This is a genomic window from Pseudomonas sp. 2FE, assembly GCF_005503735.1.
Lineage (GTDB): Bacteria > Pseudomonadota > Gammaproteobacteria > Pseudomonadales > Pseudomonadaceae > Aquipseudomonas.
Map to the genome: position 1 here is coordinate 1,017,240 of NZ_SCMO01000001.1, position 22,213 is coordinate 1,039,452.

Sequence of the window (22,213 nt, forward strand, 5' to 3'; positions counted from 1 at the left end):
GCGAGCAGGAGCAACTCATGATTCGGCTCACCGCTGAACGTACCCCGGCCGGCACCAGTTACCTGGCGACCGGCCAAGGCCAGCCCGTGGTCTTGATCCACGGCGTCGGCCTGAACAAGGAAATGTGGGGCGGCCAGATCGTTGGCCTGGCGCCGCATTTTCGCGTGATCGCCTACGACATGCTCGGCCACGGCACCAGCCCGCGCCCGGCGCAAGGCACTGAGCTGGTCGGCTATGCCGAGCAGTTGCTCGAGCTGCTCGATCATCTCGGCCTGGCGCAGGCCGTGGTGGTCGGCTTCTCCATGGGTGGCTTGGTGGCGCGGGCATTCGCCCTGCACTACCCCACGCGCCTGAACGGCCTGGCGATCCTCAATAGCGTGTTCAACCGCAGCCCGGAGCAGCGCGCCGGGGTGATCGAGCGCACCAGTCAGGCCGCTGAACACGGCCCGGATGCCAACGCCGAAGCCGCCTTGTCGCGCTGGTTCAGCCGCGAATACCAGGCCGCCAACCCGGCACAGATCGCCGCCATCCGGCAAACGCTGGCGAGCAACGATCCGCTGGGCTACCTGACCACCTATGAGCTGTTCGCCACCCAGGACATGTACCGCGCCGACGACCTCGGCAGCATCCAGGTCGCCACGCTGGTCGCCACCGGCGAGCTGGATCCCGGCTCGACTCCGGAAATGGCCCGGCAACTGGCCGAGCGGATTCCCGCTGCGCAAGTGGTCGTACTCGAAGAGCAGCGGCATATGATGCCGGTGGAGTCGCCGCGGCTGGTCAACCAGATGCTGCTCGACTTCCTCAACCGTGCCCTGGCGGCTACGCCTAACGTGAAGGAGACCGTTGCATGACCCTCGAACGCTTTCGCATGTGCATCGACGGCCAGTGGCTCGATGCCCTTTCCGGCAAGACCTTCCAAAGCCTCAACCCGGCACTCGCCGAGCCTTGGGCAGAACTGCCCGATGCCGATGAAGCAGACGTCGAGCGTGCCGTACAGGCCGCGCAAAAGGCTTTCGAAAGCCCGGCCTGGCGCGGCCTGACCGCCACCGCGCGGGGCAAACTGCTGCGCCGCCTCGGCGATCTGATCGGCGAGAACAAGGAACACCTGGCCCAACTGGAAAGCCGCGACAACGGCAAACTGATCCGCGAAACCCGCGGTCAGGTCGGCTACCTGCCGGAGTTTTTCCACTACACGGCAGGCCTGGCCGACAAGCTCGAAGGCGGCACCCTACCGCTGGATAAGCCGGATCTGTTCGCCTACACCGTGCATGAACCGATGGGCGTGGTGGCCGGGATCATTCCCTGGAACAGCCCGCTGTACTTGACCGCGATCAAGCTGGCGCCGGCGCTGGCGGCCGGTAACACCATCGTCCTCAAGCCGTCCGAGCACGCTTCGGCGACCATCCTCGAACTGGCCCGGTTGGCACTTGAGGCGGGGATACCTCCGGGGGTGGTCAATGTGGTCACCGGATACGGCCCGAGCACTGGCGCGGCGCTGACCCGGCATCCGCTGGTGCGCAAAATCGCCTTCACCGGCGGCGCGGCGACCGCTCGCCATGTGGTACGCAGCAGCGCGGAAAACTTCGCCAAGTTGTCGCTGGAACTCGGCGGCAAGTCGCCGAACATCATCTTCGCCGATGCCGACCTCGACAGCGCCGTCAACGGTGCCGTCGCCGGCATCTACGCCGCCGCCGGGCAGAGCTGCGTCGCCGGTTCGCGCCTGCTGGTGCAGGAGGAAATCTACGAGGAGTTCATCGAACGCCTGGTCGCACGGGCCCAACGCATCCGCATCGGCAACCCGCAGGATGAGAGCAGCGAGATGGGCCCACTGGCCACCGCCCAGCAACTCGCGGTGGTCGAAGGCCTGGTCGCCGATGCCCTCGCCGAAGGCGCCACCCTGCGCCTGGGCGGCAAGCGTGCGCAGCTCGACAGCAACGGCTGGTACTACGAACCGACCCTGTTCGAGTGTGACCGCAACAGCCTGAAGATCATGCAGGAAGAAGTCTTCGGCCCCGTCGCCGCGGTGATCCGCTTCAAGGACGAAGCCGAAGCCCTGGCCATCGCCAACGACTCGCAGTTCGGCCTCGCCGCCGGCATCTGGACCCGCGACCTCGGCCGCGCCCACCGCCTGGCCCGCGATATCCGCTCCGGGATCATCTGGGTCAATACCTATCGCGCCGTGTCGGCCATGGCGCCGATCGGTGGTTTCAAGAACAGCGGCTACGGTCGCGAGAGCGGCATCGATTCGGTGCTTGCCTACACCGAGTTGAAAACGGTGTGGATCAACCTCTCGCAAGCACCGATGCCCGACCCCTTTGTCATGCGCTAACCACCACCACGGCCCAGAACACGAGGTATAGAAAATGATCGAACCAGGCATCTACAAACAGGTTATGGGCTCCTTCCCATCCGGCGTCACCGTGGTCACCGCACTGGATGAAAACGGCGACATCGTCGGCATCACCGCCAGCGCCTTCAGCGCCCTGTCGATAGACCCGGCATTGGTGCTGTTCTGCCCCAACTACGCCTCGGACTCCTACCCGGTGCTGTGCCACAGCAAGCAGTTCGCCATTCACGTGCTCAGCGCCGACCAGCAGGACGTGGCCTACGCTTTTGCGCGCAAGGGTAAGGACAAGGCCGAGGGCATCGATTGGCACCTCAGCGCACTGGGCAACCCGATCCTGAGCCATGCCACCGCGATCATCGAGTGCGAGCTGTGGCGCGAGTACGAAGGCGGCGACCACGCGATCCTGGTCGGCAAGGTGAAGAACCTGATCCTGCCCGAAGAAGAGCTGACGCCGATGATCTACTGCCACGGCAAGCTCGGCGCCCTGCCCGCCATTGCCTGACTTTTTCGAAGGGCCGCGCGCACTCCCCACTCTTGCGGCCCTTCCTTTTTACTTTATGGAGCCGGCATGACCCCAGCAGCCTTGCACCTGTTCCGCCAGCAGGCCTATCTCAACGGCCAATGGCGCGACGCCCTGAGCGGCGAAAGCCGCGCGATCCTCAACCCGGCCAATGGCGAAGTGCTCGGCCGGGTACCGCACATGGGCGCAGCAGAGACCCAGGAGGTCATCGGCGCGGCGACTGCCGCCTGGCCGGCCTGGCGCGCCCGTACGGCCAAGGAGCGCAGTGCCATCCTCAAACGCTGGCATGCGCTGATGCTGGAGCATGCCGACGCCCTGGCGCAGATCCTCACCCTCGAACAGGGCAAGCCACTGGCCGAGGCCAAAGGCGAAATCCTCTACGCCGCCAGCTTCATCGAGTGGTTCGCCGAAGAGGCCAAGCGCATCTACGGCGACACCATCCCCAGCCATAAGGGCGATGCGCGGATCGTCGTCAGCAAGGAGCCGATCGGCGTGGTGGCGGCCATCACCCCGTGGAACTTCCCCACCGCAATGATCACCCGCAAGGCTGGCCCGGCACTGGCCGCCGGCTGCCCGTGCATCGTCAAGCCGGCGCCGGAAACGCCCTTCTCCGCCCTGGCCCTGGCCGCGCTGGCGGAGCAGGCCGGCATCCCGCCGGGAGTCTTCAACGTGATCACCGGCGATGCCGTAGCCATCGGCGCCGAACTGACCAGTAGCGCCAGCGTGCGCAAGCTGTCTTTCACTGGCTCCACGCCCATCGGCAAGTTGTTGATGGCGCAATGCGCCAATACGCTGAAAAAAGTCTCGCTGGAGCTGGGCGGTAACGCGCCCTTTATCGTCTTCGATGACGCCGACCTGGAACGCGCGGTCGAAGGCGCGCTGATCGCCAAGTTCCGCAATGCCGGGCAGACCTGCGTGTGCGTCAACCGTTTCCTGGTGCAGGACGGCATCCATGACGCCTTCGTCGCACGGCTTACCGAACGGGTTCTCGAATTCAAGGTTGGCAATGGCCTCGATGCTGGGGTGACCCTGGGGCCGCTGATCAACGAACGCGCGGTGGCCAAGGTCGATGACCATGTACAGGATGCCCTGGAGCATGGCGCTCAACTGCTCTGCGGCGGCGAACGCCACCCGCTCGGCCATGGTTTCTACCAGCCGACGGTGCTCGCCGGCGTGACCGCCGCGATGAAAGTGGCCCGCGAAGAAACCTTCGGCCCGCTGGCGGCGGTGTTTCGCTTCAGCACCGAAGCCGACGCCGTGCGACTGGCCAACGACACCGAATACGGCCTCGCCGCCTACTGCTACACCCGTGACCTGGGCCGCGCCTGGCGCATGAGCGAGGCGTTGGAGTACGGCATGGTCGGCATCAACGAAGGGCTGATCTCCACCGAGGTGGCGCCCTTCGGCGGGATCAAATCCTCGGGCCTGGGCCGCGAAGGCTCCAAGTACGGCATCGAGGACTACCTGGAAATCAAATACACGCTGATGGGCGGCCTCAATTAGCAGGCAGCAGGAGAGCGCTATGAGCAACGACAAATACCAACAAGGCCTGGCGATCCGCACTCAGGTGCTCGGCGAAGCCTATGTGAACAAGTCGATCGAGAATGCCGACGACTTCAGCCGGCCGTTACAGGAACTGGTCACCGAGTATTGCTGGGGCCATGTCTGGGGCCGGGAGGGTTTGTCGCTGCAACAACGCAGCATGATAAACTTGGCCATGATTTCGGCACTCAATCGCCCGCATGAACTCAAGCTGCATGTGCGCGGAGCCCTGCGTAATGGCCTCAGCCGTGAGCAGATTCGCGAGATTCTGCTGCAGGTCGGCATCTACTGCGGCGTCCCGGCGGCGGTCGACAGCTTCCGGATCGCCCGCGAGGCCTTCGCCGAGGCCGATGCCGAGACCGCCCCTTAACTTCAGGTTTTCCGAAACGCGCAGAGCCCCTATGATCGAATGACCATAGGGGCTCCGGCACTTTCCTCCGGACAGCCATAACCAGAGCGGACCCCATGAAACGCCTGCCTCTCGATGACAGCTTCAAGGTCAATCACAACCCCATCACCCTGCGCGAAATCGTGCTGGAAAAACTGCGCAGCGCGATCATGAACTTCCAGTTGATGCCGGGTGATCGCCTGGTCGAGCGCGATCTCTGCGATCGCCTCGGCGTCAGTCGCACCTCGGTGCGTGAGGCGCTGCGGCATCTGGAGTCCGAAGGGCTGGTGGAGTTCGCCGATGCCAAGGGCCCCCGGGTGGCGATCATCACCCTGGAAGATGCCCGCGACATCTATGAGCTGCGCTGTGTACTCGAGGGCTTGATCGTTCAGCTGTTCACCCTGAATGCCAAACCCAAGGATATTCGCGCCCTGGAACGAGCCCTCGCGGAAAACCGCGAGGCCCTCAAGGAAGGCGAGCTGCAGCAGGTGATCGACTCGGTGCAGGGCTTCTACGACGTGCTGCTGGAAGGCTCCGGCAACCATGTCGCCGCGACCCAGTTGCGCCAGTTGCAGGCGCGCATCAGCTACCTGCGCGCGACTTCGGTGTCGCAGGCGAACCGCCGCGGTGCGAGCAACCAGGAAATGGAACTGATGGTCGAGGCGATCAAGAGTGGCGACCCGCTGGCCGCGCACCAAGCCTCGGTCAATCATGTGCGCGCGGCAGCCAAAGTGGCGCTCGACTACCTGCGCACCAAGCAGGCGGAAGCCGCCGAGTTGCGTGAGATCGCCACCCCGATCGCCCTCAAAGAGCCACGTATAGGACGCTGATGCCATGCCCAGCCCGCGCTTTTGTCCGCACTGTGGTGCCGCTGGCCTGAGCCGTCAGCTCCCCGCCGGCGACACCCACGAGCGCTTGGTCTGCGCAGGCTGCGGTTATATCCACTACGAGAACCCCAAGGTCATCGCTGGCTGCATCATCGAGCAGGACGGCAAATACCTGCTCTGCCAGCGCGCCATCCCCCCCCGCCCAGGCTCCTGGACACTGCCGGCCGGATTCATGGAGAACGGCGAAACCACCGAGCAGGCGGCCCTGCGCGAGGTCTGGGAAGAAAGCGGCGTGCGCGCCGAGATTCTCTCGCCCTACTCGATCTTCAGCGTGCCGCAGATCAGCGAGGTGTACATCATCTTCCGCGCCAGCGCGCTGGAAGTGACTGGCCAATACGGCCCGGAAACCCTCGACTACCGTTTCTTCGCCCCCGAAGAGATTCCGTGGGAGAGCATCTACTACCCGGCCATCCGACAAATCCTCGAACGCTATATCGAGGAGCGCCAGGCCGGGGTCTACGGCATCTACATCGGCAACGATGACAGCGGTAAGGTGCACTTTATCCGCTGAGGCCGAAAGACTTGGCCAGCTCCTACATTCACTTCCGGGCGCGGCAAGAGCGTAGGGCGGACTCAGGAGCGTAGCGAACAGTCCGCCGTTCGAAATGGCGTACTGCTTTGCGAGTACGCCCTACGTGCTGACTCAGAAATAACGGCCAACACACAGAGCCTCTGCTCTTGTAGGAGCCAGCTCTGCTGGCGATTGCAGGCTCAGGTACAGCCAGAGATCACGGCTCGAACCCTTCGACGATAATCACCTCGGCCTGCGCCACGCCCTGACGATGCTTGCAGGCGTCCTGGTATGCGGCCGAGTGGTAGCAGGCCAGCGCCTGTTCGTAAGACGCAAACTCGATCACCACACTGCGCTGCGGCGTCGCCCGCCCCTCCAAGGCTTCGCTGCGGCCACCACGGGCCAGCAGTTTTCCGCCGAACAGCGCAATGGCCGCCGGTGCACGCGCGGTGTATTCACCATACTGAGTGGGCTCGGTCACATTCACATGAGCAATCCAGTACGCCTTCATGATGCCTCCGCTAGCTCGGTTATTTCGTATTATGGTATACCATAATTTACTCAAGAGAGTAGCCACCCTCTAGCTATCTGCGAGACTGCCGCCATGTCGTTCAACCGCATCGAAGAAATCATCGAAGACTTCCGCCAGGGCAAGATGGTGCTCCTGGTCGACGACGAGGACCGCGAAAACGAGGGCGACCTGCTCCTCGCCGCCGAAGCGGTCACGCCGGCCGCCATCAACTTCATGGCCCGAGAAGCGCGCGGCCTGATCTGCCTGACCCTGACCGACGAACACTGTCAGCGTCTCGGCCTCGAACAGATGGTGCCGAGCAACGGCAGCGCCTTCGCCACCGCCTTTACCGTCTCCATCGAGGCGGCCGATGGGGTGACCACCGGCATCTCGGCGGCCGACCGCGCACGTACCGTACAGGCAGCGGTGGCCCCCGACGCGCAAGCCGATGATCTGGTGCAGCCCGGGCACATCTTCCCGCTGCGCGCCAAGGAAGGCGGCGTGCTGACCCGCGCCGGACACACCGAGGCCGGCTGTGACCTGGCGCGCCTGGCCGGCTTCAGCCCGGCGGCGGTGATAGTCGAGGTGATGAACGATGACGGCAGCATGGCCCGTCGCCCGCAGCTGGAAGTGTTCGCCGCGCAGCACGGGATCAAGATCGGCACCATCGCCGATCTGATCCACTATCGCCTGAGCACCGAGCACACCGTCACCCGCATCGGCGAACGCGAGTTGCCCACCGTGCATGGCACCTTCCGCCTGATCACCTTCGAGGATCGCATCGAAGGCGGCGTGCACATGGCGCTGGTGATGGGCGAGATCACGACGGACGTCCCAACCCTGGTGCGCGTCCACGTGATCGACCCGCTGCGCGACCTGGTCGGCGCCGAATACACCGGGCCGAAAAACTGGACGCTGTGGGCGGCCCTGCAGAAAGTCGCCGAGCACGGCCATGGCGTAGTCGTGGTGCTGGCCAACAGCGAGTCGTCCCAGGCCCTGCTCGAGCGGGTGCCGCAACTAACCCAGGCTCGCCGGCAGTTCAGCCGCTCGCAGTCGCGGATCTATTCCGAAGTCGGCACCGGCGCGCAGATCCTGCAGGACCTCGGCGTGCGCAAACTGCGCCACCTCGGCCCGCCGCTGAAATATGCCGGCTTGACCGGCTACGACCTGGAAGTGGTGGAAAGCATTCCTTTCGAGGAGTGACCAAACCCCGGGCGATTACCCCTCTTCTGTTCATCTGGGTTCCCGCCTTCGCGGGAATGACGGTGGAGAGGCGTTCAGCGCCAATGCATCTCCAAACATCCTGTCATCCCGCCATCCCGCCATCCCGCCATCCAGGCCATAGCTAAGCGCAGAGTCGGGCTCCAGGGGTTGCCCCTGCGTACCCGGGAATCGCGGTGGTTGCGCGCGCCCCCTGAACCTGCCCCCGACAACCATCAGTCGGAAGGCAACCCTCGACAGGATCAAGGGAATCGCGAAGGACTTGCACATATCTTGGAATACCATAATATGACATTCCACAGTTCGCGGATTTAAATCACAGTCCGTCTACTGCGAAATGGAAGCAAGTCGCCTCCTCAGCCCACGAAACACGGGTAGCACCGAGGCAAGACCTGGACAGCTTGGCAGGCTCCGAGCCACACGTTCACAAGCTTCAGCTCCATGCGTTACGGCTCGAAAACAACTACAAAATCGAGGAATACAGCATGTTGGACATGAAAAGCGTGACCACCACCCTCGCCGCTCTGGCCCTGGTGGCGGGTAGCAACATGGCGATGGCCGCCGACAGCCTGAATTTCGTCAGCTGGGGCGGCTCCACCCAGGATGCGCAGAAGCAGGCCTGGGCCGAGCCCTTCAGCAAGGCTTCCGGCATCCAGGTGGTGCAGGATGGCCCGACCGACTACGGCAAACTCAAGGCCATGGTCGAAAGCGGCAACGTGCAGTGGGATGTGGTCGACGTCGAAGCCGACTTCGCCCTGCGCGCCGCCAGCGAAGGCCTGATTGAGCCGCTGGACTTCAAGCAGATCCAGCGCGACAAGATCGACCCACGCTTCGTCTCCGACCATGGCGTCGGCTCGTTCTTCTTCTCCTTCGTGCTCGGCTACAACCAGGGCAAGCTGGGCGGCAAAGAGCCGCAAGACTGGAACGCCCTGTTCGACACCAAGACCTATCCCGGCAAACGCGCCCTGTACAAATGGCCGAGCCCCGGCGTGCTCGAGTTGGCCTTGCTGGCCGATGGCGTAGCGCAGGACAAGCTCTACCCGCTGGATCTGGATCGCGCCTTCAAGAAACTCGACACCATCAAGCAAGACATCGTCTGGTGGGGCGGCGGCGCGCAGTCACAGCAACTCCTGGCCTCGGGTGAAGCCTCACTCGGGCAGTTCTGGAACGGTCGCGTCTATGCCCTGCAAAAAGACGGTGCACCGGTCGGCGTGAGCTGGAAGCAGAACCTGGTCATGGCCGATTTCCTGGTCATCCCCAAGGGTGCGAAGAACAAAGCCGCGGCCATGCAGTTCATCGCCAACGCCAGCAGCGCCAAGGGCCAGGCCGAGTTCGCCAACCTGACCGCCTACGCCCCAGTCAACCTCGACAGCGTCAGCCAGCTCACACCTGAGCTCGCCCCCAATCTGCCGACCGCCTACGCTAAAGATCAAGTAACGCTCGATTTCGCTTACTGGGCCAAGAACGGCCCGGCTATCGCGACGCGGTGGAACGAATGGCTAGTCAAATAAAGATGGCCGGCGTTCAGTCCGAGCAATCAGCTCAGCTTGCAGGTGGCGCAGCACGCGCCGCCGGCACGCAAAAAAACACCCAGGCCGTGCCGATGAAGCAAAGCAACGAAGCCTCTCTGCGTTGGCGCGGCGCGCAAAACCTTTTGCCGGCGCTGATCTTCCTCGGCCTGTTCTTCCTGCTGCCGCTGATCGCTCTGCTGCTGCGCGGCGTGCTCGAGCCCACGCCGGGCCTGGGTAACTACGAACAGCTGTTCGCCAACTCGGCTTACGCACGGGTGCTGTTCAACACCTTCGCCGTTGCCGGCCTGGTGACATTGATCAGCCTGCTGCTGGGCTTCCCGCTGGCCTGGGCCGTGACCCTGGCCCCGCGTGGCTGGGGCCGCTGGTTGCTGAGCATCGTACTCTTGTCGATGTGGACCAGCTTGCTGGCACGCAGCTACTCCTGGTTGGTGCTGCTGCAATCCACCGGGGTGATCAACAAGCTGCTGATGGCGCTAGGCATCATCGATCAGCCGCTGGAGCTGGTGCATAACCTCAGCGGCGTGGTGATCGGCATGAGCTACATCATGATCCCGTTCATCGTCCTGCCGCTGCAGGCGACCATGTCGGCGATCGACCCGATGGTGCTGCAAGCCGGCTCCATCTGCGGCGCCAGCCAGTGGACCAACTTCTACCGGGTGTTCCTGCCGCTGTGCCGGCCGGGGCTGTTCTCCGGCGGGCTGATGGTCTTCGTCATGTCGCTGGGTTACTACGTGACGCCCTCCCTGCTGGGCGGGGCGCAGAACATGATGCTGCCCGAGTTCATCGTCCAGCAGGTGCAGTCCTTCCTCAACTGGGGACTGGCCAGCGCCGCAGCCGCACTGCTGATCGTGCTCACACTGGCGCTGTTCTACCTCTACTTGAAGCTGCAACCGGAATCCCCGGTCGGCTCCAGCAACTCGAGGTAACCGCAATGTTACTGACCCCCAATGCACTCGGCCCGAACCTGCGCCGCAGCCTGTACCTGACCACCGGCTTGATCGCGCTGTTCCTGCTGCTGCCGATAGTGTTCATCGTGCTGCTCTCGTTCGGCTCCTCGCAGTGGCTGGTATTCCCGCCGCCGGGCTACACCCTGAAGTGGTATGAGCAGTTCTTCGCCAACCCGGAATGGATCGGCGCAGCACTGACCAGCCTGAAGGTCGCGGTACTGACCACGATCTGCGCGGTGGCTCTCGGCCTGCCATGCGCCTTTGCCCTGGTTCGCGGTCGCTTCCCCGGGCGTGACTTGCTGTATGCGTTCTTCACCCTGCCGATGATCGTGCCGCTGGTGATCATCGCGGTGGCGGTCTATGCGCTGTTCCTCAAGCTCGGCTACACCGGCACGCTCTTCTCCTTCGTGGTCAGCCACGTGATTGTCGCGCTGCCGTTCACCATCATCTCGATCATCAACTCGCTGAAGCTGTTCGACCAGTCGATCGAGGATGCCGCGGTGATCTGTGGTGCCTCGCGGCTGCAGGCGGTGTGCAAGGTCACCTTCCCGGCGATCCGCCCCGGCCTGGTTGCCGGCGCCCTGTTCGCCTTCCTGGTGTCGTGGGACGAGGTGGTGCTGAGCGTGATGATGGCCAGCCCGAACCTGCAGACTCTACCCGTCAAGATGTGGACCACCCTGCGCCAGGACCTGACCCCGGTGATCGCCGTTGCCTCGACGCTGCTGATCACCCTCTCGGTACTGGTCATGGGCATTGCCGCCGGCCTCAAGCGCCGCAACGAAACTCGCGCCTAAGGCGCAGGAGACTCGACAAATGAGTGCAGTGATTAAAAAAGCCGCCGAAGGCGCAACCAACACCCTGGTCAGCCTGCGCAACCTGAGCAAGCACTACGGCGGCTTCAAGGCCGTGGACGATGTCTCGCTGGAAATCCAGGACGGCGAATTCCTGACCTTCTTAGGCTCCAGCGGCTCGGGCAAGACCACCACCCTGTCGATGCTGGCCGGCTTCGAAACGCCCAGCGCTGGCGAGATTCTGGTCGAAGGTCAGTCGCTGGTCCGAGTGCCGCCACACAAGCGCAATATCGGCATGGTCTTCCAGCGCTACTCGCTGTTCCCGCACCTGTCGGTGCGCGACAACATCGGCTTTCCGCTGTCGATCCGCAAACGCGATGCCGGCGAGCGCGCGCGCAGGGTCGAGGACATGCTCAAGCTGGTGCAGTTGGAACAGTTCGCCGAACGCCGCCCCACACAGCTATCCGGCGGCCAGCAACAACGCGTGGCGATCGCCCGGGCGCTGGTCTACGAACCGCGCATCCTGCTGATGGACGAACCGCTCGGGGCACTGGACAAGAAGCTGCGCGAGGACCTGCAGGACGAACTGCGGCATCTGCACCGGCGCCTGGGCATCACCATCGTCTACGTGACCCACGACCAGGAAGAAGCCATGCGCCTGTCCCAGCGCATCGCCATCTTCAGCCACGGCAAGATCGTCGGCCTGGGCAGCGGCTATGACCTCTACCAGAACCCGCCGAACGCCTTTGTCGCCGCCTTCCTCGGCAACTCGAACTTCCTCAAGGTGAAGGCCCAGGGCAACGCTGCCGCACAGTTCGAAGGCCAGTCACTGGCGCTGCGACCGACCGCCGGCGTACGACCCGGCCAGGAGATGTTGCTGATGGTCCGCCCGGAAAAAGCCGAGGTGCTGACGCTGGAGCAGTCCGCACACACGCCCCTCGCGGCGGGTTGGAACGAGATCCGCGCCAACGTCACCGAGGTGGTATTCCTCGGCGAGAGCCTGACCTACAGCGTGCGCACCGCCGGCGGGACTTCGCTGACGGTGAAAGCGCTCTCCGGTGGCGTGCTACCGCTGCAACCGGGTCACGAAGTGCGCGTGCGTTGGGCGGCGGCGGATGCCTGCGTCTACAGCGAATGGAATGACGCCGACCTCGGCAGCAAATTGACCGGCGGAGCCTGAACGACGGCGCGGTCCCCAAAACAAGGCTCACTGTGCGCACCACCTGTGTCGCGCCTCGGATGTGCACGGTGAACCTTGTCCTATCTCACGCCCACGGCTGATGGCTTTGAATCACCCCGGAACTCCAGAAGCTAGCCTCTGTCTGCCCTGATCGACTCTACGCCCAGCTCATCCCACACCTCCTCGGCCAGGTGGAAGGTGGCGTTGGCCGCCGGAGTGCCGCAGTAGATCGCGCTTTGCATCAGCACTTCCTTGATCTCGTCGCGGGTCACGCCGTTGTTCTTGGCCGCCTTGAGGTGCAGCTTCAGCTCGCCTTCGCGGTTCATGCCGATCAGCATGGCGATGGTGATCAGGCTGCGGGTATGCCGCGGTAGGCCTGCACGGGTCCAGATATCGCCCCAGGCATGGCGGGTGATCATTTCCTGGAACTCGCTATTGAACGGCGTCAGATGCTCCAGACTGCGATCGACATGAGCATCGCCGAGCACCGCGCGGCGCACCTGCATGCCGGCTTCGTAGCGTTGTTTCTCGTCCATTTCGAGCTCCGGGTAATTAAGAGGTGGTGCGCACGGCGCACCCTACGGGCGAAGCGCGACGCTTCGTAGGGTGCGCCGTGCGCACCGAGGCAATCACTGCTGCAAGAACGCCAGCACCGCCTTGGTAAAGGCCGCGCCGGCTTCGACGTTGGACAGGTGCGCCGCGTGGAACTCGACCAGTTCGGCGCCACGAATGCGTTCGAGCATGAAACGGCCATCCACCGGCGTGGTCACCGCATCCTGGGTGCCGCAGACGATCAGGGTCGGCACCTGGATGGCGGCGAGTTGTTCACGGAAATCCGCATCACGCACCGCCGCGCAGTTGGCCGCATAGCCCTGCGGCGAGGTGGCCGCCAGCATGTCGGTGACCGCCTTGACCTTGGCCGGTTCGGCCACGGCGAATTCCGCAGTGAACCAGCGCGCAATGGAGGCATCGCGCAGCGCCAGCATGGCCGCCTGGCCGTCGCGCAGCACGGTTTCGATCCGCGGGTTCCACACCTCGGGGCCGGCGATCTTCGCTGCCGTGTTGCACAGCACCACACGCTGCAGGCGCTCGGGGGCATTGATCGCCAGCCACTGGCCGATCAACCCGCCCATGGACAGGCCACAGTAGCTGGCACGCGGGATATCCAGCGCATCCAGTAGGGCCAGCACATCACGGCCCAACTGTTCGATGCTGTAAGGCCCCTCGGTCACCAGCGATTTTCCATGGCCACGGGTGTCGTAGCGCAGCACGCGGAAATGCCGGGTAAAAGTCGGGATCTGTTCATCCCACATATAGAGGTCGGTGCCCAGGGAGTTGGACAACAGCAGCACCGGCGCATCGTCCGGGCCTTCGAGCAGGTAGTTCAGTTCGCCATCGGCGAGTTGTACGACGGGCACGGGAATCTCCTAACGCGAGAAAGCTTGATGATCGGCCAGAGCGCGTTCGACCCAGCGACGGGCCTGGCCAAGGTACTGGGCCGGATCGAGCAGACGATCCAGCTCGGCGGCTGAAAGTTCGGCGCTGACTTGCGGCTCCTCACCGAGCACCAGGCGCAAATGGACGCCCTCCTGCACCGCCCGGCGGCAGCATTGTTCGAGCAGATGGTGAGCGGCATCGCGGCCGATACGCTGGGCCAGCACGATGCTCACCGCCTCGGCCAGCACCAGCCCCTGGGTCAGGTCGAGGTTGGCGCGCATGCGCTCGGCATCCACCTCCAGCCCTGGCACCACCAGCAGCACCTGCTGCAAGGCACCGGATACCAGGCAGCACAGCTCGGGTAGGGTTTCCCATTCGGCATGCCAGAGGCCGAGGCTGCGCTCGTGTTCCTGCGGCATGGCGCTGAACATGGTCGACACCAGCCCCGGCGCACGGGTGGCGGCGCCGATCAGTACGGCGGCGCTCACCGGGTTGCGCTTGTGCGGCATGGTCGAGGAACCACCCTTGCCCGGCGCGCCGGGTTCGAACACTTCGCCGGCCTCGGTCTGCATCAGCAGGCTGAGATCGCGACCCAACTTGCCCAGGCTGCCGGCGATCATGCCCAGCAGGCGGGCGAACTCGACCAGACGATCGCGCTGGGTATGCCAGGGCTGCTCGGGCAGGGTCAGTTGCAGTTCTTGCGCCAGGGCTTCGGCCACCGGAAAAGCCTGGTCGCCGAGCGCAGCAAGGCTGCCGGAGGCACCGCCGAACTGCAGACACAGCAGGCGCGGCTTGAGTTCCATGAGGCGCTGGCGGTGACGGGTGACGGCGCCCAGCACGCCTGCGATCTTCATGCCGAGGGTCACAGGCGTGGCGTGTTGCAGCCAGGTGCGTCCGGCCAGGGGCGTGTCGGCGTGGCGCTGAGCCTGTGCGGCCAGGGCATCGGCGAGGCTGGCAAGATCGCTTTCCAACAGCACGATGGCCGCCCGCAGCTGGAGCACCAGGCCACTGTCCATGGCGTCCTGACTGGTAGCGCCGAGATGCACGAAGCGCTCGGCCTCGGCACTGCGAGCGGCGACCTGCCGGCCCAGCGCCTTGACCAGCGGAATGGCGGAGTTACCGGCACTGGTGATCGCCCCGGCCAGCGCCGCGAAGTCATACAGTTCGGCCTTGCAGGCGGCTTCGATGGCCGGCACGGCGTTCTGCGGAATCAGCCCCACACGCGCTTCGGCGCGAGCCAGAGCAGCTTCGAAATCGAGCATGCCCTGCACCCGGCCATGGTCGGAAAAGATCGCGCGCATGGCAGGCTGGGTGAAATAAGCATCGAAGAGTTGGTTGCTTGGCCTGTTCAAGCCAGTGCTCCAGAAATCAAGAAGGTGGGTTCTGTTATAGATGCAACATGGCACGTGCGGCCAGCCCTGCTTTTTGCAGGAACAGGTTTGCAGGAGCAAGCTCGCCTGCCGATCGGGTTTCCGAGACCCTGATGATCGCAGACGAGCCTGCCATGCAAAAAACCTTAGTCTCGTAGGGCGGGTTAGCCGATGGCGTAACCCGCCAACTGCGCCAACGGTGGGTTACGTCGCTTCGCGGCTAACCCACCCTACGAATATAAACGCCGGTCAGACTCGCTCGATGGCCAGCGCCAAGCCCTGACCGACGCCCACGCACATGGTCGCCAGACCTTTGCGGCCGCCAGTCTTCTCCAACTGATGCAGAGCGGTCTGGATCAGCCGCGCGCCACTGGCGCCCAGCGGGTGGCCGAGGGCGATGGCGCCGCCGTTGGGGTTGACCTTGTCGCTGTCGTCGGCCAGGCCGAGTTCCCGCATCACGGCCAGGCCCTGGGCGGCGAAGGCTTCGTTCAGTTCGATGGTGTCGAAGTCGCTGATCGCCAGGTTCAAGCGTTCCAGCAGCTTGTGCACCGCCGGCACCGGGCCTATGCCCATCACCCGTGGCGCCACGCCGGCGCTGGCCATGCCCAGCACCTTGGCGCGCGGGGTCAGGCCGTGTTTCTTCAGCGCTTCGGCCGAGGCCAGGATCAGCGCGACTGCGCCGTCATTGACGCCCGAGGCGTTGCCGGCGGTGACGGTCTTGTCCGCACCATTGACCGGCTTGAGCTTGGTCAGGGTTTCTAGCGTGGTGTCCGGGCGCAGGTGTTCGTCCTGCTCGATGACGGTGTCGCCCTTCTTGCCCTTGATCACTACCGGCACTATCTCTTCGGCGAAGAAGCCTTGCGCCTGGGCACGACCGGCGCGTTGTTGGCTGCGCAGGGCGAAGGCGTCCTGGTCCTCGCGGCTGACGTTGTAGTCGTCGGCAACGTTGTCGGCGGTCTGCGGCATGGCATCGACGCCGTACTCGGCCTTCATCAACGGGTTGATGAAGCGCCAGCCGATGGTGGTGTCCTCGATCTTCTGGTTGCGGCCGAAGGCGCTGTCGGCCTTGCCCAGCACATAGGGCGCGCGGGACATGGACTCGACGCCACCGGCGATGGCCAGCTCCATCTCGCCACTGGCGATGGCGCGGAAGGCGGTACCGACCGCATCCATGCCCGAGGCGCACAGGCGGTTGAGGGTCACGCCCGGAATGCTCTCCGGCAGGCCGGCCAGCAGCAGCGCCATGCGCGCCACGTTGCGGTTGTCCTCGCCGGCCTGGTTGGCGCAGCCCATAAACACCTCGTCGACCCGGCTCCAGTCGACCGACGGGTTGCGCTCGATCAGCGCCTTGATCGGCACGGCGGCCAGATCGTCGGCGCGTACCGGCGCCAGACCGCCACCGAAGCGGCCGATGGGCGTGCGGATGGCGTCGCAGATAAAGACCTCGCGGCTCATTCTTCACCACCCAGTTGTCCGTGGGCGGCAGCAGTACGGGCTTCCAGCGCACGCAGCGCAGCCAGTTCGAGCTCGCTGGGTGCTTCGCTGACCGCCACTACATCGGCGAAGCGGATCTGCCAGCCGGTGGCTTCGATCACCTGCTCGCGGCTCACGCCCGGGTGCAGCGCAGTGACGATGAACTCGTTGCTACCCTCCTCCGGCTCCATGATGCACAGGTCGGTGATAATCCCCACCGGCCCGGCGCCCGGCAGGCCGAGGCGTTTGCGCGAATCGCCGCCCTCGCCATGGCCGACCGAGGTGATGAACGCCAGCTTGTCGACGAAGGTACGGTGCGACTGCTTGAGGATGATCAGCACCTGCTTGGCCGAACCGGCGATCTCCGGGGCACCACCGGCGCCCGGCAGGCGCACTTTCGGCCGGTGGTAATCGCCGATCACGGTGGTGTTGATATTGCCGTACTTGTCGACCTGGGCGGCGCCGAGGAAACCCATGTCGATACGCCCGCCTTGCAACCAGTAGCGGAAGATTTCGCCGGTGGGCACCACGGTGTCGGCGGTTTCGGCCAGTTCGCCGTCACCGATGGACAGCGGCAGCACGCTCGGTTTGGCACCAATCGGGCCGGATTCGTAGATCAGCACCACGTCCGGCGACGAGGTCAGGCGCGCCAGGTTGGCGGCCTTGGATGGCAGGCCGATGCCGACGAAGCAGACCGCGCCGTTCTGCAGGCGGCGGGCGGCGGCCACGGTCATCATTTCATTGGTGGTGTAGGCGCTCATCACTTGGCCTCCTGCTGTGCGGCCAGCTTGGCCTTGAACTCGTTGAAGTCGGCAGTGCCACGGATATATTCGTCGATCCAGGCGCTGAAGCTTTCGCGGTCGCGGGCGATCGGATCCCAGGCCTGGTAGAAGCGGTTATCGCGTTCGTAGTAGCCGTGGGCGTAGGACGGGTGAGCACCGCCCGGTACGTGGCAAACCGCCGTCAGCGCCCAGGTCGGCAGCACGCAGGCGTTCATCGGCGCATTCAGGTCGTCGACGATTTCTTCGACTGTGACGATGCAGCGCTTGGCCGCCAAGGCCGCTTCCTTCTGCACGCCGAGGATGCCCCAGAGCAGCACGTTGCCCTTGCGGTCGGCCTTCTGCGCGTGGATCACGGTGACGTCCGGGCGTACCGCCGGCACGGCGGCCAGCACTTCGCCGGTGAACGGGCAGGTCACGGACTTGATCAGCGGGTTGACCTTCGGCAGGTCGGAACCGGCATAGGCGCGCAGCACCGCGAACGGCAGGCCGGAGGCACCGGCGATGTAGGAGTTGGCCATATCCGCATGGCTGTGCTCCTCGATCTCCAGCGCATGCGGCCAGTCCTTCTCGACGGCGTCGCGCAGGCGGTGCAGCGAGCCGACACCGGGGTTGCCGCCCCAGGAGAAGATCAGCTTCTTGGCGCAACCGGCGCCGATCAGCAGGTCATAGACCAGATCGGGGGTCATGCGCACCAGAGTCAGGTCTTGCTTGCCCTGACGGATGATCTCGTGGGATGCCGCGGTCGGGATCAAGTGGGTGAAACCTTCGAGGGCGACGGTGTCGCCGTCGTTGACGAAGCGCTGTACGGCTTCGCCAAGGGAAATGAGTTCGGCCATCGGTGCTGCTCTCGCTCGGTTGACGATGCCACCGGGTGAAGGTGGCGGGTGAGTCAACAGTAGGCCGGGCGGCGCCGGCAAACAATCCGATTATCGACTTATCGTTCGATAATCGAACACGGTCTTATTCAATCTGCTCGAGCAGACAGCCCAGTTCCTCGACCAGTTCGATGATCGATTGGCTGCTCGCCTGGATGCTGTCGGCGCTCGACAGCACCTTCTCGCCCGACTGCTGCGCCGGGCGATATCGGCCAGCAGGTTGCCGAGCAGCAGGTGTGCGGCCAGATTTCGCTGCCGCGCGCGGGGTGCACCGCCGGTTGATCCAGGTTCATCAATGCTCTCTTCGATGATCCGGCGCAGTGCAAGGCCGGGACTGCGGCGCCCTCCTCCGTGCAGACGGAGGGCGCCAGCCGGCATCTCTGTTATTGGCGTTGTCGCGACCGTTCACAGACCGATATGTGTCTGCAGGATTTCCGGCTGGCCCTTCAACGCCTGGCTGGGGCCGTCATACACCACGCGGCCCTTGACCATGATCATGCTGCGGTCGGTGAGGTCGAGCAGCACATTGACGTTCTTGTCCACCACCAGGGTGGCGATACCGGAGGCCTTGACCAGGCGGATCACCTGCCAGATTTCCCGCCGAATCAACGGCGCCAGGCCTTCGGTGGCCTCGTCGAGAATCATCAGGTCGGGGTTGCTCATCAGCGCCCGACCGATGGCCACCATCTGCTGCTCACCGCCCGACAGGTTGCCGGTGAGGTGGCTGTAGCGTTCGGCCAGACGCGGGAAGGTTTCCAGCACCCGCTCCAGGGTCCAGTCGCGGCGGCCGTCGACACCGGGACGGGCAGCCATCACCAGGCTTTCGCGCACGCTCAGGTTGGGGAACATGCCGCGGCCTTCCGGCACATAGCCGATGCCACGGCGGATCACCTTGTGCGTCGGGCTGCCGGTGAGGTTTTCCCCCTTGATCCACACCTCGCCACGGCGCGGCGGAGTGAGGCCGAGCAACGAGCGAATGGTGGTGCTCTTGCCCATGCCATTGCGCCCCATCAGCGCCAGGGTTTCCCCCGGCGCGATGTGCAGATCGACGCCATGCAGGATGTGGCTGTTGCCGTAATAGGTGTGCAGGCCACGCACCTCGACCAGCGGGGTTTGCTCTGTGGTTGCAGTGTTCATCAGAATTGCTCCTCGCCGTCGCCCAGATAGGCCTCCTGTACCGCCGGATCGTTACGCACCCGATCCAGCGGGCCGCTTGCCAGCATTTGTCCGTTGACCATCACGGTCAGGGTCTTGGCGATGCTGAACACCGCGTCCATGTCGTGCTCGACCAGCACCATGGAGTACTCCCGCGACAGCTCGGCGAGCAGCTCGACCACCCGGCTCGACTCCTCCTTGCCCATGCCGGCCATCGGCTCGTCCAGCAGCAGAAAGCTCGGCTCGGTGGCCAGCACCATGCCGATCTCCAACTGGCGCTGCTCGCCATAGCTCATGGAACCGGCGATGCGCTCGCGCCTGTGGCTCAGGCCGCACAGCTCCAGGGCCTTCTCGGCGCGCTCGCACACCGCGCGGTAGCTCTCGCTGCGGCGGAAGAAGCGGAACGAGTTCTTCATTCGCGACTGCGCCGCCAGCATGCAGTTCTCCAAGCAGCTGAAACTGGGGAAGATGTTGGTCCGTTGGAAGCTGCGCCCCACGCCCAGGTGCGAGACCCGGTTGGGCGCCAGCCCGGTGATGTCCTGGCCATTGAAGATGACCTGCCCGCTGCTGGGGCGCAGGTGACCGGACAACAGGTTGACCATGGTGCTCTTGCCCGCGCCATTGGGGCCGATGATGGCGTGAATCTCACGCGCGGCCACCTGCAGGCTGATGTCGTTGACCGCTGTCAGGCCCCCGAAGGTCTTGGTCAGGCCACGGGTTTCCAGAATGATCGCGCTCATTGTTCGGCCTCCTTGTTGACCGCGCCGGCCGCTGGCGTCTGCGTTGCCTTGCCACGTTTGCCCTGCGTCAGCTGCAACAGCAGGCCGGCGATACCGCGCGGCAGCAACAGCACCATGCAGATCACCACGATGCCCATCGGCAGCTCCCAATGCGGGGTCAGGCTGGCGAACCAGTGATGCAAGCCCTCGAAGGCGAAGGCGCCGAGAATCGGCCCGAACAGGGTGCCCATGCCGCCGAGGATCACCATCACCAGCACATGGGCCGACATCTGCCAGCCCAGCTGGCTGGGGCTGACGAAACCATACTGGGTGGCCGACAACATGCCGGCATAACCGGCGATGGTGCCGGCGATGACGAACGCCACCAGTTTGTAGAACAGCGGGTTGTAGCCCATGGCGCGCACCCGCTGCTCGTTCTCCTTGAGGCCCAGCAATACCCGGCCAAAAGGCGCGCGCATAAAGGTACGCAACAGGATGAACAGCAGCCCCAACGAGGCCAGCACCACATAGAACAGCGTGGTGCGGTTTTCCAGATCGAGCAGTTGCAGGCCACCGATGGCGACCTCGGGCTTCATAAACAGGTAGGCCCCGTCCGAGCCGCCGGCGAAGGCGGCATCGTGGAGCAGATAGAACAGCATCTGCGAAAAGGCGATGGTCACCATGATGAAGAAGATGCCGGAGGTACGAATGATCAGAACGCCCATCAGCAGTGCAGCCAGGGCGGTCAGGCCAAGGCAGACCGGCAGGGCGATCCAGATATTCACAGCTTCGTACTCAGGGGCGAACAGCACCAGGAAGTAACCGGCCAGGCCGAAGAACGCCGCCTGGGCCAGGCTGACCATGCCGCTGACACCGACCAGCAGGTCGAGGCTCAGGGCGACTATGGCCAGGATCATGATGCTGGTCAGTTGCTGCAGGAAGAAGTCATGTTTTTCACCGGCCAGGCTTGCCCCGAAAAACGGGTAGGCAGCCATCAGCAGCAGTAACACAACAAGCAGAAGCTGGATCGGGCGAGGTAATGCGTGCATAAGAAAGTCCCCGAAAATTATCAGTTTTCAACAGCCTGCTAGGCGAACAGGCCACGTGGCTTGAATAAGAGCACCACGGCCATCAGCACATACACGGTCATGCCGGCGTATTGCGGCACCAGGACGGCGCCCCAGGTGGCAGTCAGGCCCACCAGCAAGGCACCGAGGAAAGCTCCGCGGATCGAGCCCAGACCACCGATGACCACCACCACGAAGGCGATGATCAGGATCTGGTTGCCCATGCCGGGATAGACCGAAGACACCGGCGCCGCGATCATCCCGGCGAACGCCGTGAGCGCCGCGCCGGCGGCGAACACCAGGGTGTAGATGACGCGGATATTGATGCCCAAGCCCTGCACCATTTCGCGGTTGCTGGAGCCGCCGCGGATGATCATGCCCAGTCGGGTGCGTTGCAGGATCAGGTACATGGCCAGCGCGATCAGGGCGCAGACCGCGGAAATGAACAGGCGATACACCGGGTAGTCGAGGGTTTCGGTCAGCTGGATCGAGCCGCTGAGCAGTGCCGGGATGGCCACGCTGTGCACGTCGTTGCCCCAGATGATGCTGCGCAGCGAATCGATCACCATGATCAGGCCGAACGTCATCAGCACCTGGTCCAGGTGGTCGCGCTGGTACAGCGCCTGGATCAGGAAGCGCTCGATGAGCACGCCGATGGCGGCCGCCAAGGGCAGCGCCAGGAGGATGGCGAGAAACAGATCGCCGACCAGGCCGGTCAACCAGTACACCAGGTAGGCGCCGACCATATAGAGCGCGCCATGGGCCAGGTTGATGATGTGCATGATGCCGAAGATCAGGGTCAGGCCGCTGGCGATAAGAAACAGCAACAGCCCGTACTGCAGACCGTTCATGGTCTGGATGAGAAGAGTGGAAAGTTCCATCGTGCATACCAAGGCAAAGAATGGCACGGGCCCGCACCCCGGCCGCTAGACGGCAACCGGGGTGCGGGGGCGGCGGT

General features: G+C 64.3%; 23 protein-coding genes. 12 read left to right on the forward strand and 11 right to left on the reverse strand.

What is annotated here, in order from left to right; translation table 11 throughout:
• Window positions 1-17: 17 nt before the first annotated feature.
• From FFS12_RS04770 to FFS12_RS04800, 7 genes are all read left to right on the forward strand, one after another.
• The gene (locus tag FFS12_RS04770) at window positions 18-851 is read left to right on the forward strand and encodes an alpha/beta fold hydrolase (protein WP_137885745.1); all 834 of its coding nucleotides are present in this window, start codon (window positions 18-20) and stop codon (window positions 849-851) included.
• Window positions 848-2,329: an aldehyde dehydrogenase gene (locus FFS12_RS04775; protein WP_137885746.1), complete on the forward strand. Its 1,482-nt coding sequence runs from the start codon at window positions 848-850 to the stop codon at window positions 2,327-2,329. The genes FFS12_RS04770 and FFS12_RS04775 overlap by 4 nt, the downstream gene beginning before the upstream one ends.
• Before the next feature lie 34 nt (window positions 2,330-2,363).
• Complete coding sequence (locus FFS12_RS04780) at window positions 2,364-2,849, forward strand: flavin reductase family protein (RefSeq protein ID WP_137885747.1); 486 nt, start codon at window positions 2,364-2,366, stop codon at window positions 2,847-2,849.
• 66 nt (window positions 2,850-2,915) lie between these two features.
• Entirely contained in the window at window positions 2,916-4,370 is a 1,455-nt protein-coding gene (locus tag FFS12_RS04785) for an NAD-dependent succinate-semialdehyde dehydrogenase (RefSeq protein WP_137885748.1), read from the forward strand.
• A gap of 19 nt (window positions 4,371-4,389) precedes the next feature.
• A complete protein-coding gene (locus FFS12_RS04790; protein WP_137885749.1) occupies window positions 4,390-4,779 on the forward strand; it encodes a carboxymuconolactone decarboxylase family protein in 390 nt (129 codons plus the stop codon).
• A gap of 95 nt (window positions 4,780-4,874) precedes the next feature.
• On the forward strand, window positions 4,875-5,627 hold the full coding sequence (locus FFS12_RS04795) for a GntR family transcriptional regulator (RefSeq protein ID WP_137885750.1): 753 nt from the start codon (window positions 4,875-4,877) through the stop codon (window positions 5,625-5,627).
• A gap of 4 nt (window positions 5,628-5,631) precedes the next feature.
• Window positions 5,632-6,195 carry an NUDIX hydrolase gene (locus FFS12_RS04800; RefSeq protein WP_137885751.1) on the forward strand — a complete coding sequence of 188 codons (564 nt, stop codon included), beginning with the start codon at window positions 5,632-5,634 and terminating at the stop codon, window positions 6,193-6,195.
• Window positions 6,196-6,412: 217 nt separating this feature from the next.
• On the opposite strand, the gene FFS12_RS04805 is transcribed toward FFS12_RS04800, so the two are convergent.
• Window positions 6,413-6,706, reverse strand: a complete 294-nt coding sequence (locus FFS12_RS04805; RefSeq protein WP_137885752.1) for a DUF1330 domain-containing protein — start codon at window positions 6,704-6,706, stop codon at window positions 6,413-6,415.
• Between the two features lie 93 nt (window positions 6,707-6,799).
• Between FFS12_RS04805 and ribBA the strand changes: the two genes are divergently transcribed.
• From ribBA to FFS12_RS04830, 5 genes are all read left to right on the forward strand, one after another.
• Complete coding sequence (gene ribBA, locus FFS12_RS04810) at window positions 6,800-7,909, forward strand: bifunctional 3,4-dihydroxy-2-butanone-4-phosphate synthase/GTP cyclohydrolase II (RefSeq protein ID WP_137885753.1); 1,110 nt, start codon at window positions 6,800-6,802, stop codon at window positions 7,907-7,909.
• A 512-nt stretch (window positions 7,910-8,421) separates the two neighbouring features.
• Complete coding sequence (locus FFS12_RS04815; RefSeq protein ID WP_372239449.1) at window positions 8,422-9,438, forward strand: polyamine ABC transporter substrate-binding protein; 1,017 nt, start codon at window positions 8,422-8,424, stop codon at window positions 9,436-9,438.
• Complete coding sequence (locus tag FFS12_RS04820) at window positions 9,423-10,385, forward strand: ABC transporter permease (protein ID WP_137885755.1); 963 nt, start codon at window positions 9,423-9,425, stop codon at window positions 10,383-10,385. The genes FFS12_RS04815 and FFS12_RS04820 overlap by 16 nt, the downstream gene beginning before the upstream one ends.
• A 5-nt stretch (window positions 10,386-10,390) precedes the next feature.
• The gene (locus FFS12_RS04825) at window positions 10,391-11,200 is read left to right on the forward strand and encodes an ABC transporter permease (RefSeq protein ID WP_137885756.1); all 810 of its coding nucleotides are present in this window, start codon (window positions 10,391-10,393) and stop codon (window positions 11,198-11,200) included.
• A 19-nt stretch (window positions 11,201-11,219) separates the two neighbouring features.
• Window positions 11,220-12,377 carry an ABC transporter ATP-binding protein gene (locus tag FFS12_RS04830; protein WP_137885757.1) on the forward strand — a complete coding sequence of 386 codons (1,158 nt, stop codon included), beginning with the start codon at window positions 11,220-11,222 and terminating at the stop codon, window positions 12,375-12,377.
• A 131-nt stretch (window positions 12,378-12,508) separates the two neighbouring features.
• Here the strand turns inward: FFS12_RS04830 and pcaC are convergent, their stop codons facing one another.
• From pcaC to FFS12_RS04880, 10 genes are all read right to left on the reverse strand, one after another.
• Window positions 12,509-12,913: a 4-carboxymuconolactone decarboxylase gene (pcaC, locus tag FFS12_RS04835; RefSeq protein WP_137885758.1), complete on the reverse strand. Its 405-nt coding sequence runs from the start codon at window positions 12,911-12,913 to the stop codon at window positions 12,509-12,511.
• Window positions 12,914-13,006: 93 nt separating this feature from the next.
• Entirely contained in the window at window positions 13,007-13,795 is a 789-nt protein-coding gene (gene pcaD / locus FFS12_RS04840) for a 3-oxoadipate enol-lactonase (protein ID WP_137885759.1), read from the reverse strand.
• 9 nt (window positions 13,796-13,804) lie between these two features.
• Window positions 13,805-15,166, reverse strand: a complete 1,362-nt coding sequence (locus FFS12_RS04845; protein ID WP_137885760.1) for a 3-carboxy-cis,cis-muconate cycloisomerase — start codon at window positions 15,164-15,166, stop codon at window positions 13,805-13,807.
• 267 nt (window positions 15,167-15,433) lie between these two features.
• Window positions 15,434-16,639, reverse strand: a complete 1,206-nt coding sequence (gene pcaF, locus FFS12_RS04850) for a 3-oxoadipyl-CoA thiolase (RefSeq protein WP_137885761.1) — start codon at window positions 16,637-16,639, stop codon at window positions 15,434-15,436.
• Window positions 16,636-17,418 carry a CoA-transferase subunit beta gene (locus tag FFS12_RS04855; protein ID WP_137819683.1) on the reverse strand — a complete coding sequence of 261 codons (783 nt, stop codon included), beginning with the start codon at window positions 17,416-17,418 and terminating at the stop codon, window positions 16,636-16,638. The genes pcaF and FFS12_RS04855 overlap by 4 nt, the downstream gene beginning before the upstream one ends.
• The gene (locus FFS12_RS04860) at window positions 17,418-18,275 is read right to left on the reverse strand and encodes a CoA transferase subunit A (protein ID WP_137885762.1); all 858 of its coding nucleotides are present in this window, start codon (window positions 18,273-18,275) and stop codon (window positions 17,418-17,420) included. Before FFS12_RS04860 ends, FFS12_RS04855 begins: the two co-directional genes overlap by 1 nt.
• Window positions 18,276-18,719: 444 nt before the next feature.
• A complete protein-coding gene (locus FFS12_RS04865; protein WP_137885763.1) occupies window positions 18,720-19,451 on the reverse strand; it encodes an ABC transporter ATP-binding protein in 732 nt (243 codons plus the stop codon).
• Window positions 19,451-20,209 carry an ABC transporter ATP-binding protein gene (locus FFS12_RS04870; RefSeq protein ID WP_137819680.1) on the reverse strand — a complete coding sequence of 253 codons (759 nt, stop codon included), beginning with the start codon at window positions 20,207-20,209 and terminating at the stop codon, window positions 19,451-19,453. Before FFS12_RS04870 ends, FFS12_RS04865 begins: the two co-directional genes overlap by 1 nt.
• Window positions 20,206-21,237, reverse strand: coding sequence for a branched-chain amino acid ABC transporter permease (locus FFS12_RS04875; protein ID WP_137885764.1), 1,032 nt, complete (start codon window positions 21,235-21,237; stop codon window positions 20,206-20,208). Before FFS12_RS04875 ends, FFS12_RS04870 begins: the two co-directional genes overlap by 4 nt.
• A 38-nt stretch (window positions 21,238-21,275) precedes the next feature.
• Window positions 21,276-22,136: a branched-chain amino acid ABC transporter permease gene (locus tag FFS12_RS04880; RefSeq protein WP_137885765.1), complete on the reverse strand. Its 861-nt coding sequence runs from the start codon at window positions 22,134-22,136 to the stop codon at window positions 21,276-21,278.
• Between the last annotated feature and the right edge of the window lie 77 nt (window positions 22,137-22,213).

Coding starts and splice junctions, on each gene's coding strand:
- FFS12_RS04770 (WP_137885745.1), top strand. CDS start 18: ATGATTCGGCTCACCGCTGAACGTACCCCGGCCGGCACCAGTTACCTG.
- FFS12_RS04775 (WP_137885746.1), top strand. CDS start 848: ATGACCCTCGAACGCTTTCGCATGTGCATCGACGGCCAGTGGCTCGAT.
- FFS12_RS04780 (WP_137885747.1), top strand. CDS start 2,364: ATGATCGAACCAGGCATCTACAAACAGGTTATGGGCTCCTTCCCATCC.
- FFS12_RS04785 (WP_137885748.1), top strand. CDS start 2,916: ATGACCCCAGCAGCCTTGCACCTGTTCCGCCAGCAGGCCTATCTCAAC.
- FFS12_RS04790 (WP_137885749.1), top strand. CDS start 4,390: ATGAGCAACGACAAATACCAACAAGGCCTGGCGATCCGCACTCAGGTG.
- FFS12_RS04795 (WP_137885750.1), top strand. CDS start 4,875: ATGAAACGCCTGCCTCTCGATGACAGCTTCAAGGTCAATCACAACCCC.
- FFS12_RS04800 (WP_137885751.1), top strand. CDS start 5,632: ATGCCCAGCCCGCGCTTTTGTCCGCACTGTGGTGCCGCTGGCCTGAGC.
- FFS12_RS04805 (WP_137885752.1), bottom strand. CDS start 6,706: ATGAAGGCGTACTGGATTGCTCATGTGAATGTGACCGAGCCCACTCAG.
- ribBA (WP_137885753.1), top strand. CDS start 6,800: ATGTCGTTCAACCGCATCGAAGAAATCATCGAAGACTTCCGCCAGGGC.
- FFS12_RS04815 (WP_372239449.1), top strand. CDS start 8,422: ATGAAAAGCGTGACCACCACCCTCGCCGCTCTGGCCCTGGTGGCGGGT.
- FFS12_RS04820 (WP_137885755.1), top strand. CDS start 9,423: ATGGCTAGTCAAATAAAGATGGCCGGCGTTCAGTCCGAGCAATCAGCT.
- FFS12_RS04825 (WP_137885756.1), top strand. CDS start 10,391: ATGTTACTGACCCCCAATGCACTCGGCCCGAACCTGCGCCGCAGCCTG.
- FFS12_RS04830 (WP_137885757.1), top strand. CDS start 11,220: ATGAGTGCAGTGATTAAAAAAGCCGCCGAAGGCGCAACCAACACCCTG.
- pcaC (WP_137885758.1), bottom strand. CDS start 12,913: ATGGACGAGAAACAACGCTACGAAGCCGGCATGCAGGTGCGCCGCGCG.
- pcaF (WP_137885761.1), bottom strand. CDS start 16,639: ATGAGCCGCGAGGTCTTTATCTGCGACGCCATCCGCACGCCCATCGGC.
- FFS12_RS04855 (WP_137819683.1), bottom strand. CDS start 17,418: ATGAGCGCCTACACCACCAATGAAATGATGACCGTGGCCGCCGCCCGC.
- FFS12_RS04860 (WP_137885762.1), bottom strand. CDS start 18,275: ATGGCCGAACTCATTTCCCTTGGCGAAGCCGTACAGCGCTTCGTCAAC.
- FFS12_RS04865 (WP_137885763.1), bottom strand. CDS start 19,451: ATGAACACTGCAACCACAGAGCAAACCCCGCTGGTCGAGGTGCGTGGC.
- FFS12_RS04870 (WP_137819680.1), bottom strand. CDS start 20,209: ATGAGCGCGATCATTCTGGAAACCCGTGGCCTGACCAAGACCTTCGGG.
- FFS12_RS04875 (WP_137885764.1), bottom strand. CDS start 21,237: ATGCACGCATTACCTCGCCCGATCCAGCTTCTGCTTGTTGTGTTACTG.
- FFS12_RS04880 (WP_137885765.1), bottom strand. CDS start 22,136: ATGGAACTTTCCACTCTTCTCATCCAGACCATGAACGGTCTGCAGTAC.